General features: G+C 61.0%; 12 protein-coding genes. 2 read left to right on the top strand and 10 right to left on the bottom strand.

Going from position 1 to position 13103, the window contains the following annotated elements:
• The 8 genes from tatA to udp form a co-directional block, all read right to left on the bottom strand.
• On the bottom strand, positions 1-264 hold the full coding sequence (gene tatA, locus ACJ8PI_RS19605; RefSeq protein ID WP_033636704.1) for a Sec-independent protein translocase subunit TatA: 264 nt from the start codon (positions 262-264) through the stop codon (positions 1-3).
• An 80-nt stretch (positions 265-344) separates the two neighbouring features.
• On the bottom strand, positions 345-1976 hold the full coding sequence (gene ubiB, locus ACJ8PI_RS19600; RefSeq protein WP_033655130.1) for a ubiquinone biosynthesis regulatory protein kinase UbiB: 1632 nt from the start codon (positions 1974-1976) through the stop codon (positions 345-347).
• Positions 1973-2581, bottom strand: a complete 609-nt coding sequence (gene ubiJ, locus ACJ8PI_RS19595) for a ubiquinone biosynthesis protein UbiJ (protein WP_033636702.1) — start codon at positions 2579-2581, stop codon at positions 1973-1975. Before ubiJ ends, ubiB begins: the two co-directional genes overlap by 4 nt.
• A 13-nt stretch (positions 2582-2594) precedes the next feature.
• Positions 2595-3350, bottom strand: a complete 756-nt coding sequence (gene ubiE / locus ACJ8PI_RS19590; RefSeq protein WP_025304918.1) for a bifunctional demethylmenaquinone methyltransferase/2-methoxy-6-polyprenyl-1,4-benzoquinol methylase UbiE — start codon at positions 3348-3350, stop codon at positions 2595-2597.
• A gap of 78 nt (positions 3351-3428) precedes the next feature.
• Positions 3429-4976 (bottom strand): DNA recombination protein RmuC, encoded by a 1548-nt coding sequence (gene rmuC / locus ACJ8PI_RS19585; protein WP_033655131.1) that lies wholly within the window; start codon positions 4974-4976, stop codon positions 3429-3431.
• Between the two features lie 140 nt (positions 4977-5116).
• Positions 5117-5647 carry a DedA family protein gene (locus ACJ8PI_RS19580; RefSeq protein ID WP_019455291.1) on the bottom strand — a complete coding sequence of 177 codons (531 nt, stop codon included), beginning with the start codon at positions 5645-5647 and terminating at the stop codon, positions 5117-5119.
• 79 nt (positions 5648-5726) lie between these two features.
• The gene (locus ACJ8PI_RS19575) at positions 5727-6509 is read right to left on the bottom strand and encodes a tyrosine-protein phosphatase (protein WP_164134580.1); all 783 of its coding nucleotides are present in this window, start codon (positions 6507-6509) and stop codon (positions 5727-5729) included.
• Positions 6510-6639: 130 nt separating this feature from the next.
• Positions 6640-7401 carry a uridine phosphorylase gene (gene udp, locus ACJ8PI_RS19570; RefSeq protein ID WP_004934432.1) on the bottom strand — a complete coding sequence of 254 codons (762 nt, stop codon included), beginning with the start codon at positions 7399-7401 and terminating at the stop codon, positions 6640-6642.
• Positions 7402-7888: 487 nt separating this feature from the next.
• Between udp and ACJ8PI_RS19565 the strand changes: the two genes are divergently transcribed.
• A complete protein-coding gene (locus ACJ8PI_RS19565; RefSeq protein WP_038874174.1) occupies positions 7889-8716 on the top strand; it encodes a dienelactone hydrolase family protein in 828 nt (275 codons plus the stop codon).
• A gap of 84 nt (positions 8717-8800) precedes the next feature.
• Here the strand turns inward: ACJ8PI_RS19565 and metE are convergent, their stop codons facing one another.
• Positions 8801-11089: a 5-methyltetrahydropteroyltriglutamate--homocysteine S-methyltransferase gene (metE, locus tag ACJ8PI_RS19560; RefSeq protein WP_164134579.1), complete on the bottom strand. Its 2289-nt coding sequence runs from the start codon at positions 11087-11089 to the stop codon at positions 8801-8803.
• A 90-nt stretch (positions 11090-11179) separates the two neighbouring features.
• Between metE and metR the strand changes: the two genes are divergently transcribed.
• On the top strand, positions 11180-12124 hold the full coding sequence (gene metR / locus ACJ8PI_RS19555; RefSeq protein ID WP_164134578.1) for an HTH-type transcriptional regulator MetR: 945 nt from the start codon (positions 11180-11182) through the stop codon (positions 12122-12124).
• A gap of 22 nt (positions 12125-12146) precedes the next feature.
• Here metR and ACJ8PI_RS19550 read toward each other — a convergent pair whose 3' ends face one another.
• Complete coding sequence (locus tag ACJ8PI_RS19550) at positions 12147-13007, bottom strand: carboxylate/amino acid/amine transporter (RefSeq protein ID WP_033649666.1); 861 nt, start codon at positions 13005-13007, stop codon at positions 12147-12149.
• Between the last annotated feature and the right edge of the window lie 96 nt (positions 13008-13103).

The following is a 13103-nucleotide window of genomic DNA, read 5'->3' as shown; positions in this document are numbered from 1 at the left end:
TTATACCTGCTCTTTGTTCTTCGACTCTTCCGGTTTCACTTCCGGCTGCTTATCGGTAATAGGCTTGGCCGCGAAGTCAGCGTCATCCAGGCTGCTTTTTTCAGCCGTGTTGGGGTTCGACGGCGTATCGTCGCCGATCGCCTTTTTGAAGCCCTTGATCGAGGCGCCGAGATCGGAGCCCAGCGTGCGCAGTTTTTTGGTGCCGAACAGCAGCACCACGATCACTGCGATGATCAACAATTGCGTAATACTAATACCGCCCATTTCAATTACCTCTAATTTTAAAGGGTCTTTTAAAGCCAGCCCGCATTATAGGCTCGGCCTTACCAGAGTAACGAATTAAATCAGGTGGTTCGCTTCCAGCCAATCACCCAGCATACGATGCCGGCGGCCATCATCCAGGCGGGAAACACCTCGATTTGCCCCAGCAGCAACAGCGTACCGCTTACTAACAGTGTAGCGCCAACGCCGAACAAATAACGTGACTGCCCCTGACGAACCCGCTGAGCCTGCATTTGGTTGGTCAGCTTATCAACGCTTTGTTGCAACAGTTTATGCTGCTGCAGGCTGTCGTAAAACAGCTCGGGCAGTTCGGGCAGCTTCTCCGCCCAGAACGGCGCTTTCTCTTTCAGCGCGCGCACCACGGCAGGAATGCCGACCTGATCGCGCAGCCAGCTCTCGAGGAACGGCTTGGCGGTAGTCCACAGATCCAGCTGCGGGTAGAGCTGGCGCCCCAGCCCTTCAACATACAGCAAGGTCTTCTGCAATAACACCAGCTGCGGCTGCACTTCCATATTGAAGCGGCGCGCAGTGTTGAACAGGTTCAGCAGCACGTTGCCGAAGGAAATTTCCGCCAGCGGCTTCTCGAAAATCGGCTCGCACACGGTGCGAATGGCGAATTCGAAGTCTTCCACGTTGGTGTCGCGCGGCACCCAACCGGAGTCGACGTGCAGTTCCGCCACCTTGCGGTAATCGCGGTTGAAGAAGGCGATGAAGTTTTCCGCCAGATAGCGCTTGTCATCCTTGTTCAGCGAGCCGACGATGCCGCAGTCGATGCCGATATAGCAAGGATCTTCAGGATGTTCGTAGCTGACGAAAATATTACCGGGATGCATGTCCGCATGGAAGAAGCTGTCGCGGAATACCTGGGTAAAGAACACCTGGACGCCGCGTTCCGCCAACAGTTTCATGTTGGTGCCCTGCCGTTCAAGCGTGGCGATGTCCGAGACCGGAATGCCGTAGATGCGTTCCATCACCAATACGCTTTCACGGCAGTAGTCGGAATAAACTTCCGGTACGTACAGCATTGGGCTGCCGTCGAAATTGCGGCGCAGCTGAATGGCGTTGGCCGCTTCGCGTAGCAGGTTCAATTCGTCCAGCAGGGTTTTCTCGTACTCGCGCACCACTTCACGCGGGCGCAGACGGCGGCCGTCCGGCAACAGCTTCGGCACCCAGCCGGCCAACCGGTACATCAGCCGCACGTCGGCCTTGATGATCGGCCCGATATCCGGCCGGATCACCTTCAGCACCACTTCCTGGCCGGTGGTTTTCAACCGCGCGGTATGCACCTGCGCGATCGAGGCAGAGGCCAGCGGCTGCTGGTCGAAATCGTCGAACCAGGTTTCCAGTGGGCCACCCATCGCCAGCTCGATATGTTTACGCGCCAGCGCGCCGTCGAAAGGCGCCACCCGATCCTGCAACAACGTCAGCTGATCGGCAATGTGCGGCGGAAACAGATCGCGGCGGGTCGACATCATCTGGCCGAACTTGATCCATACCGGCCCCAGCTCCTGCAGCGCCAGCCGCAGCCGTTCGCCCAGCGGCTTGTCCTTGTGCCGATTCGGCATCCAGAACAGCAGCCGGCGGCCAAAGCGCAGCGGCAGCGTCAAACGCATTTTAGGGATCAGTTCGTCCAGCCCATAGCTGAGAAAAACGCGGACGATAAAATACAAACGGCGCAGTTCGCCTGGGGTCATCGCTTGCCCTCCAACTTGTCCATGCGGGCAAACAGCGCTTCCGCGCTGCGGGCGAGAGCATCAACTTCTTCGTTGAACCACACCACTTCCAGTGGCCCCGGCGCCAGGCGCCACTCTTCCGTCAACGTCTCCGCCATGTCCTGCTGCCGGCGCATAAAGCCGGCTTTCAGCAGCGAGGCGCCTTTTCCCAGCGCCTGCGTAATACCCTGGGCGGCGATATCGCCGATGTAAGGCGCCAGCCACTCCGCCGGATCCCACTCCGCCAGATCGAGCAGGCCAACCAGCTGTTGCACCACCTGAATATCGCCTTCCACCGTCAATTCGCCGCTGCGCATCAGCACCGGCAACTGCTGGCGATCGCGCAGCTTCAGTAAGACGGGAATGCGGCTGCGCACCGTGCAATCGGCGCTGTCTTCGGACTGCCCCAGCACGTCCACGCGCAGTTCGCTGAACACCAGCACCAGCGGTGAAGCCAGCTCTTCCAGTTCGATGCGCAGCACCTTGCCCGCCAGGCGTTGGCGAGCGGCTTTCATGCTGCGATCGCGAAACAGCAGGTTATTCAGCGAGGTTTCCAGCGCAGCGGTCAGCAGAGGGGTAAACAGCATCGGCATCTCCCTCTCAGAACTTGAAGCCGCGATGCAGGGCGACAATCCCACCGGTCAGGTTGAAATAGGTGACGTTTTCAAAACCGGCGTTGCCCATCATGCCCTTCAGGGTTTCCTGATCGGGGTGCATGCGGATCGATTCCGCCAGGTAGCGGTAGCTGTCCGGATCTTTCACCACCAGCTCGCCGATCTTCGGCAGCACGTGGAAGGAGTAGGCATCGTAAGCCTTGCTCAGCGGCGCCAGCAGCGGCTTGGAGAACTCCAGCACCAGCAGGCGGCCGCCCGGCTTGAGCACGCGGAACATCGAGCGCAGCGCTTTGTCTTTGTCGGTGACATTGCGCAGGCCGAAGGAGATGGTGATGCAATCGAAGTAATTGTCCGGGAACGGCAGCGCTTCGGCGTTGGCCTGCACGTAATTGATGTTGCCGACGATGCCGCGATCGCGCAGCTTCTCGCGCCCCATCTTCAGCATCGAATCGTTGATGTCCGCCAGCACCACCTGCCCCTGCTCGCCGACCATGCGGGAGAACTTGGCGGCCAGGTCGCCGGTACCGCCGGCCAGATCCAGCACGCGCTGCCCGCGGCGCACGCCGCTGCAGTCAATGGTGAAACGCTTCCAGATACGGTGGATGCCGAACGACATCAGGTCGTTCATCACGTCATACTTTGCCGCTACCGAATGAAAAACGTCTGCCACCATGGCCTGTTTTTCGTCTCTAGCGACGGTGCGAAAACCGAAATCGGTGGTTTCCTGCGGTTGATCTGCCATTGTCCTGCCTGCTATTCAGTCAATTTTGTGTGGATGAGTGTACCAGAAGCTCGGAGAATACCCCACCTCGCCACGGCCTCAGCCGTGCGAAACGAAGCCCGGTTCTCCGGCGGTATCGTCATCGTCTTTCGTCTGCGGCAGCGCGGCGACATCGTCGTCGTTCGCCTCTTCCGCTTCATCGTGTTGCGCGCCGGCTTGCTGCGCCAGCAGCGGGTTTATCGGCCGTTTGACCTCAACCCCCAGCGCGCGGAAACCTTCAATTTGGCCGATAAGATTACCACGGCCTTCGCTCAGTTTGTTCATCGCCTGACGATAACTGCCCTGCGCCTTATCCAGGCTCTGCCCCAGCGCGGACATATCGTCCACGAACAGCCGCATCTTGTCATACAGTTTCGCCGCGCGATCGGCGATGCGCTGCGCGTTCTGGCTTTGATGCTCATAGCGCCACAGGTTGGTGATGGTGCGCAGCGCCACCAGCAACGTGGTCGGGCTGACCAGCATGATGTTGTGCTTGAGCGCTTCGCTGATCAGCTCCGGTTCGCGATCGATAGCCAGCAGGAAGGCGGGCTCGACCGGAATGAACATCAGCACATAGTCCAACGAGCGCAGCCCCGGCAGCTGCTGATAGTCCTTGCGGCCCAGCATGCGAATGTGGCCGCGCAGCGAGGCGATATGTTCGCTCAGCGCCGCTTCGCGCTCCACCTCGTCTTCACCGTTGAAATAGCGCTCGTAGGCGATCAGCGACATCTTGGCGTCGATCACCACGTCCTTGCCCTGCGGCAGGCGCACGATCACATCGGGCTGCATGCGGCTCTGGTGATCCACCCGCACGTTGACCTGCGTTTCATACTCGTGCCCTTCGCGCAGGCCGGAAGCCTCCAGCACCCGGCTCAGCACCACCTCGCCCCAGTTGCCCTGCGTCTTGTTGTCGCCTTTGAGCGCCTTGGTGAGGTTGATGGCTTCGCGCGCCATCTGCGCGTTCAACTGCTGCAGATTGCGTATCTCGTGCGTCAGCGTGTGGCGCTCCCGCGCCTCCTGGCCAAAACTGTCCTGCACCTGCCGGCGGAAACCGTCCAGCTGTTCACGCAGCGGCAGCAGCAACCGATCCAAGCTTTGCTTATTTTGCTCGTCCACCTTGCGGCCGCTGTGTTCAAAAATGCGGTTGGCGAGGTTTTCAAACTGGGTGGTGAGGCGCTGTTCGCTGTTGATAAGCAGGCGCTGCTTCTCTTCCGCCGCCATGCGCGTCTCTTCCAGACGGATGGTGACTTCGCGCAGCTCGGCCTCCTGCGCGCTGTTGACCTCGCGCTGGGCGCGCAGCTCCTGATTAAGCAGTTCACATTCGTTGCGCCAATGGTTGAGCTGTTGCAGCTTTTCATGCCCGGCCGCCAACTGGCTGTGCAGGTTGCGTAGCTCCAGCTCGCTCTGCCGCAGCTGCTGCTCGTGGCGCTGCAGAGCCTCCTGCCGCGCCGCCGTTTCCTGCTGCGCCTGCTGCAACGCTTGCTCCAGCAACCGCAGTTCGGTTTCATGTTGCGCATTCGCCTGCTGCACCCGCAGACTGGCGATCAGCCACCCCAACAGCATGCCGATCGCTACGCCGCCAATCCCATAAATCAGACTGGTATCCACCCTGCCTCCTGTTGCACCTTGCCGTTCCGGCGTTTCGCACGCCCATTGCCCGTCACGTTAAGGGGAGCCTGTATGGATGTCCAGCCTGATTTTGCCCGCCGCGCACAATATTGCGCGGCGCTGCGCAATTTAGCGAGAAATCAGCCCAGCCACTGGCTGAGCCACTTGATGCCGAATGCCCCCGGCGCCAGAATGCCGAACGCCCAGATCATCGCCGACGTGACGTTGGCTAACTGGAAATAACGCTGCGGCATGCCGCAAATGCCGCCCACCAGCGGCACCACGGCGCGCAGCGGGCCGAAAAAGCGGCCGATGAAGATGCCCAGCACGCCCCAGCGTTCAAAGAACGCGTGGCCGCGCGCCAGCAGCTGCGGATTGCGCGACAGCGGCCACATATGCGCCACCCGGTCCTGATAGTGATAGCCGATCCAGTAAGAGAGCCAGTCGCCGAAAAACGCCCCGACGGCGGCAGCGGCCCAAATCGGCCAAAAGGCGATGCCGCTTTCGCCGATCAGCGCGCCCAGCGCCAGCAGGATCACCGTGGCCGGCAGCAGCAGCGACAAAAACGCCAGCGACTCGCCGAACGCCAGGAAAAAGATGATGGGAATGGCCCAGCCTTCGTGCTGACGCACGACGTCGCTGACCCAGTTGATAACGTCATTGAGGCTCAATGCGGGGCTCCTGATACGCGATAATTCGCCGCCTAGGATAGGCCGGGGCGAGTTAAACCCCGGCTAAACGCGCGGCGATTTACTCGAGGTAGAACGCCTGCAGCGCTTCGCGCCGGGCTGCGCCCAGGCCGTATTCCGCTTCCAGCCAGCGGTCGGTGGAACCGTATTGCTGACGGATGCAGCCCAACGCCGTCATCAGGAACTCCTCGCGCGCGCTGAGCACGTAGGCGAATTGCTCCAGCGCCGCCGCATTCAGCTTGATAGACAGCTGATCCAGCATCTGCTCGCGGAAAGTGGCCAGCGTGGTTTCGGTCAGCAGATAGTCTTCCAGCACCGTCGCTTCGTCGGCCCCCAGCGCAAACAGCACCAGTGCCGAACCGACCCCGGTGCGATCCTTGCCGACCGCGCAGTGCTGCACGATGGCGCCGCCGCCAGGATTGCTCAACAGCTGCGCCAGCCGCTGATAGGCCGCATTGCCGAACGGCAGGCGGCGATACAGCTCCAGCATGAACGCGCGGGCGTCGAAGGCGGCCAGCGTCTCGTTGGTGAGCTTTTCCAGGTTGGCGTTGACTTCGCTGCTCAGCGGGTTCGCCGGCACGTGGTGATAATCGGCGCCATTCCACAGAACATCCGGCTTGGCCTGCACCTCGTCGGCATCGCGGTAGTCCAGCACCGAGCGCACCGGCACACCGGCGAGAAAGGTGCAGTCGTTTTCCGTCAGCCGCTCGAGGGAGCCGGAGCGGAACAGCAGGCCGCGCTTGATGCGGCGCCCGTCAGCCACGCCGTTGCCGCCGAAGTCGCGGAAATTGATGCCGCCGTCGAGCGGCGCGAGCGAAGGATGAAGCAGGATCTGGGCGGTCATAAACGTCCTCGTTGTTTTTGTTATGACAACGCGCGGCAGCCATCGGCGCAGCGCTGAGGAGTATCACCGTAACAGATTCGCCGCGAATGGAAAAACGGGCCGCGTCAGCGGCCCGCTGGGGGAAAGGCGATTACAGCAGGCGGCGGGCGGCGTCCACCACGATCTGCACCGCTTTGCTTTCGGTGTTTTTCATGGTCTCGGCGTTCGGGATCTCTTGCTGGGTGCGGTTGACGATCACCCCAGCCACCATGCCGGCACGCAGGCCTTGGCTGGCGCACATAGTCAACAGCGTGGCGGATTCCATTTCATAGTTCATCACGCCCATCGCCTGCCACTCTTCCATCGAGCCTTTGAAGCGGCTGACCACGCGGCCGGAGTAAGTGTCGTAACGCTCCTGGCCCGGATAGAAGGTATCGGAGGAGGCGGTCACGCCGATGTGCGTGGTAGCGCCGCTGGCCTTGGCCGCTTCCACCAGCGCGGTGGTGCAGGCGAAGTCAGCGACTGCCGGGAACTCCATCGGCGCAAAGTGCAGGCTGGCGCCGTCGAGGCGTACCGCCGCCGTGGTGACCAGCACGTCACCGACGTTGATGTTCGCCTGAATGGCGCCGGTGGTGCCGATGCGCAGGAAAGTGCGAATGCCCAGCTGCGCCAGCTCTTCCACCGCAATAGAGGTAGACGGGCCGCCGATACCGGTAGAGCAGACGATCACCGCCTTGCCGTCCAGCTCCGCGCGCCAGGTAGTGAATTCACGATGGGAGGCCAGATGCACCGGATTTTCCATCAGCTTGGCAATCTTCTCTACGCGCTGCGGATCGCCCGGCACGATGGCAAGCTGGGCCCCTTGTAAATCGTTCTTGGTGAGGCCGAGATGAAAAACGTCAGACTGAGACATACGAGACTCCTCATGGATCATGTTTATTGGGAGGAACAAAAAAGCACTCTACTGAAAATCGCCGCTTAATTTCGTGACGATAGTCACTATGAAAAGAGAAACAAATTACATGCTACATATTTTTTGTGATTTTTATCACAAAAAAGCACTGTAACGCCCCCAGAGCGCACCGCTATACCTCAGTCTAGCCGACAAATCTTGCCGCCCTCTGCCCGTTGGTTGCCGGCTGAAACTATTTAGCTGATCAATCCCAAATAACCCCATCTTATCGGTTGCTTAGGGACAAAAAAGCCCTCTAACGCACCTTATGGCACTTACGCGGGGCAAAACGCGTAATAACATGATAAAAAGCGCTTAAAAATGCCGCAAAGCCAGATAATTAGCCGTTTTTTATCAACTTGTCCGAAAGTGCGCCACGCAGCGCCAATAATGGGTAATCTTTCCTATAGTTAATCTCAGCGCTTTTTTCTATTGCACGGAGACCGCAATGAAAACCGAACATGTGATGACATTAGAACAGGCTCAGGGGGGATTCGCCCCGGCCGCCGCGCCGTTGGCCGCCTCCGCGATTATCACCGACGAACAGGGCATTCACGCCGGGCAAACGACCATTCCTTCTCAGGGCGACGCGCTGCCGGCCTACGTCGCCAAACCCGCCGACCAGAGCGGCCCTTTCCCCATCGTGCTGGTGGTGCAGGAAATCTTCGGCGTCCATGAACATATTCAGGATCTGTGCCGCCGCCTGGCCAAGCAGGGCTATCTGGCGATCGCGCCCGAGCTCTATTTCCGCCAGGGCGACGCCAACGACTACACCGATATCGGCGAGCTGTTCCAGCAGTTGGTCACCAAGGTGCCGGATCGTCAGGTGCTGTCGGATCTGGATCACGCCGCACACTGGGCTATCCGCCACGGCGGCGACGCCGGCAAGCTGGCGATCACCGGTTTTTGCTGGGGTGGCCGCATCACCTGGCTGTACGCGGCGCATAACCCGCAGTTGAAGGCGGCGGTCGCCTGGTACGGCAAACTGGTCGGCGAGAAAACGCTGAATTCACCGAAGCAGCCGGTCGACGTCGCCACCCACCTGTCGGCGCCGGTGCTGGGGCTGTATGGCGGGCAGGACAGCGGCATCCCGCTGGAGACGGTGGAAACCATGCGTCAGGCGATCCGCGCCGCCAACGCCGAGGCCGAAATTGTGGTGTATCCCGAAGTCGGGCATGCGTTCAACGCCGACTATCGCCCCAGCTACAACGCCGAAGCGGCGCAAGACGGCTGGCAACGCATGCTGGCATGGTTCGCCCAGCACGGCGTCAAATAATTTCCCGCGCATAAAAAAGGGCGCCGAAGCGCCCAATCATCACACCAGTAAATCTATAAGCGGCGGTTTATCCGCCGCACGGCATCACGCGTGCTCGCGCAGGCGCTGTGCCGCCAATACCATGTTGGCCAGCGACTGTCGGGTTTCCGGCCAGCCGCGGGTTTTCAGGCCGCAATCCGGGTTAACCCACAGGCGTTCCGCCGGGATGTTCTGCGCCGCTTTACGCAGCAGCGCTTCAATCCATTCCACGCTCGGCACGTTCGGCGAGTGGATATCGTAGACGCCCGGCCCGATTTCGTTCGGGTATTCGAACTCTTTGAAGGCTTCCAGCAGATCCATATCGGAACGCGAGGTCTCGATGGTGATCACGTCGGCGTCCAGCGCGGCGATGGAGTCCATGATGTCGTTGAACTCGCAGTAACACATGTGGGTGTGGATCTGGGTGTCGTCCCGCGCCACGGCGGCGTTCAGCTTGAAGGCGTCCACCGCCCAGTTCAGGTACGCCGCCCAGTCGGATTGGCGCAGCGGCAGCCCTTCGCGCAGCGCGGGTTCGTCGATCTGGATGATGCCGATGCCGGCTTTTTCCAGATCTTCCACCTCATCGCGCAGCGCCAGCGCAATCTGCTTGGCAATCACTTCGCGGGTCACGTCTTCACGCGGGAATGACCAGCACAGGATGGTCACCGGCCCGGTCAACATGCCTTTCACCGGCTTGTCGGTCAGCGACTGGGCGAATTTGGCCCATTCGACGGTGATGGCTTCCGGGCGGCTGACGTCACCGATGATCACCGGCGGCTTCACGCAGCGGGAGCCGTAACTCTGCACCCAGCCATTCTGGGTAAACACGAAGCCGTCGAGGTTCTCGCCGAAATATTCCACCATGTCGTTGCGCTCGGCTTCACCGTGCACCAGCACGTCCAGCCCGAGGCGCTCCTGCTCGACGATCGCCTGTTTGATGTGCTCACCGATGCTGGTGCGGTAGTTGTTGCCGTCCAAACGGCCCTGTTTGAAGTCCAGACGCAGGCCGCGGATCTCGGTGGTCTGCGGGAACGAACCGATGGTGGTGGTCGGCCAGGCCGGCAGGTTGAAACGTTCGCGCTGCGCCCTGGCGCGTTCGGCGTAAGCGCTGTGGCGTTCGCTGTCCTGCGCGGTGATCGCCGCCAGGCGGCGCTCGACCTGTGGGTTGTGCACGCGGCTCGACTGACGGCGGGCGCGGATCGGCGCGCTGTAGGCGTCCAGTTCGGCCCGTTTCGTCGCGTCAGGCGCGTTCAGCGCCGAGCTCAACAGCGCCAGCTCGGCGCATTTTTGCAGGGCGAAGGCGAACCAGCTTTTCACTTCTTCGTCCAGACGGCTTTCCACGCTCAGATCGATCGGGCTGTGCAGCAGTGAACAGGAGCTGCCGATCCACAGCGGACGGCTGCCCACCAGCGGCTGCAGACGTTCGAACCAGCGGCTCAGATCGGCGCGCCAGACGTTGCGCCCGTTGATTACCCCCAGCGACAGCAGCCAGTCTTGCGGCAATGCGGCGCTCAGCGCGGCGATATCGTCATGGCCGGCAACCAGATCGACGTGCAGCCCCTGCACCGGCAGCGTGCGGACGGTATCGAGGTTGTGGCCGACGCTGTCAAAATACGTGGTCAGCAGCAGCTTCACCTGCCCCTGCAGCGCGTCGTAAGCCGGTTTGAACGCATCCAGCCAGGCTTGCGGCAGTTCCAGCACCAGCGCAGGCTCATCAATTTGCACCCACTCGACGCCGCGTTTCGCCAGCTCGGCCAGCACCTGTTGGTAAACCGGCAGGATGTCTTTCAGCAGCGACAGGCGGTCGAACGGCTCGCCCTTCACCTTACCCAGCCACAGATAGGTCACCGGGCCCAGCAGCACCGGCTTGATGCGATGGCCGAGCGCCAGCGCTTCGTCCACTTCGTCCAGCAGCTGAGTCCAGCCCAGCTTGAACTGCTGGCCTTGCTGGAATTCGGGCACCATGTAGTGATAGTTGGTGTTGAACCATTTGGTCATTTCCGCCGCGGCCGCCGGCTCGCCGGTCGGTGCGCGGCCACGGCCGATGCGAAACAGCGTGTCCAGATCGATCGTGCCATCCGCATTCTGATGGCGCGCCGGCACGTTGCCCAGCAGCAGGCTGGTGGTCAACACATGATCGTACCAGGCGAAATCGCCGACCGGCACCAAATCCACCCCGGCCTGCTGTTGCTGTTGCCAATGACGAGCGCGCAGCTCGCGGCCAACCGCCAACAGCTCTTCCTGCGTTGAGTTGCCGGCCCAGTAGCTTTCCTGAGCTTTTTTCAGCTCACGTCGTAGCCCAACGCGAGGAAAACCCAGTGTGTGATTCAAAATTGCCATCGTCATATTCCCCATTTAGCCGTCCAGATGTTTACACATCCATAATCAGCAGGTACTGTATTAACCACAAGCGCAATTTATTCACTGTCAATGTGAAGGACTCTCATGATCGAACTGAAACATTTACGGACGCTGCAGGCCCTGCGCAACAGCGGTTCGTTGGCGGGGGCGGCGGCCCAACTTCATCAGACGCAGTCTGCCCTGTCGCACCAGTTCAGCGATCTTGAGCAACGTCTGGGCTTCAAGCTGTTCGTGCGCAAGAGCCAGCCGCTGCGCTTCACCGCCCAGGGCGAGATCCTGCTGCAGCTGGCAGAACAGGTGCTGCCGCAGATCCAACAGGCGCTGCAGGCCTGCCACGAACCGCACCAGACCACGCTGCGCATCGCCATCGAATGCCACAGCTGCATTCAGTGGCTGACGCCGGCGCTGGACAACTTCCGCCGGCGTTTCCCGCAGGTGGTGATGGACTTTACTTCCGGCGTGACTTTCGATCCGCAGCCGGCCTTGCAACAGGGCGAGCTGGATCTGGTCATGACGTCGGATATTCTGCCGCGCAGCGGCCTGCACTATTCACCGATGTTCGATTTCGAGGTACGCCTGGTGCTGGCGCCGGATCATCCGCTGGCCGGCAGGCCGCACATCGAGCCGGCAGACTTGAGTGACGAAACGCTGTTGATTTACCCGGTGCAGCGCCAGCGGCTGGATATCTGGCGGCATTTTCTGCAGCCAGCGGGCGTTAGCCCGGCGTTGAAGAACGTCGATAACACGCTGCTGCTGATCCAGATGGTATCGGCGCGGATGGGGATTGCGGCGCTGCCGCACTGGGTGGTGGAAAGTTTCGAACAACAGGGGCTGATAGTGACCAAAACCCTGGGTGACGGCCTGTGGAGCCGCTTGTACGCCGCCGTGCGCGACGGCGAACAGCGCCAGGCGGTGACCGAAGCCTTTATCCGCTCGGCCCGCCAGCACGCCTGCGATCATCTGCCGTTTGTGCGCGACGCGGCACGCCCTGGCGCTGCCGGCGCCAAAGCGTTGACGGCCGACGTATAAACGTGCCGGGTGGCCCGCCCGCTTAGCCGAGCCGTTTCGGCGCCACCCAGCGGCGATGCACCCACAGCGAAGCGACGATCACCGCCCCGCCAATGATAAAGCTCGGCCAATGCGGCTGCTGTTGCCAGATGGCCAGGTTGACCAACAAACCGGCCGGCACATGCATGTTGTTCATGATGCCGAGCGTGCCGGCATCCACCTGCGTCGCACCATAGTTCCACATAAAGTAGCCCAGCCCCGACGCCACCACGCCCAGCCAGATCAACACGCCCCACTGCAGATTGGTGGTCGGCAGCTGCTGCGGATTGCCCCACAGGAACCAGGCCACCACCGCCACCACCGCCGCCCCCAGGTAGAACCAGGAAAATGCGGTGTGCTGCGGCAAGGGGTGCACTTCCATCAGGCGCTTATAGCCGACCATGCCGATGGCGAAGCTGATATTCGCCGCCTGCACCAACAGCAGCCCCCACCAAAAGTGTTCGCTCAGCTGGTGATAGCGGATGATCGCCGCGCCCAGCACCGCCAGCAGCGCGCTGAATACGTAGCCCCACCGCAGACGCCGGCCGCTCAGCAAATCGTAGATCAAGGTGATGTACAGCGGCGTCAGCACGGTGAACAGCAGGAATTCGGGCACCGTCAGGTAGAGATAGGCGCGGAAGCTGAACAGGTACATGATGCCCAGTTGGAAGGCGCCCACCAGCATATACAGCAGGATCACCCTGGGCTTGATATTGCGCCAGCGCAGAAACGGCAGGAACACCAACGCCGCCAGCCCGATGCGCACCAGCGCCGAGAACCCGCTGTCGACCTGGCCCGCCAGGTACTCGCCAATCAGGCTGAAAGAAAACGCCCACAGGATGGTGGTTATAACCAAAAGCAGCACGATGGGTTCACCCTAAAAAGACCGAAAGGGCGATTGTAACGGAAGATGCGCGCCGCGTTGGCGAAAAGGCGGTTTACATCTGAACAAAATACAAAC

It is taken from the genome of Serratia sp. CY82433 (genome assembly GCF_052166535.1).
Classification (GTDB): domain Bacteria; phylum Pseudomonadota; class Gammaproteobacteria; order Enterobacterales; family Enterobacteriaceae; genus Serratia; species Serratia sarumanii.
The sequence above is the reverse complement of the archived record's forward strand: the minus strand, read 5'-3'. Positions and strand labels throughout refer to the sequence as shown.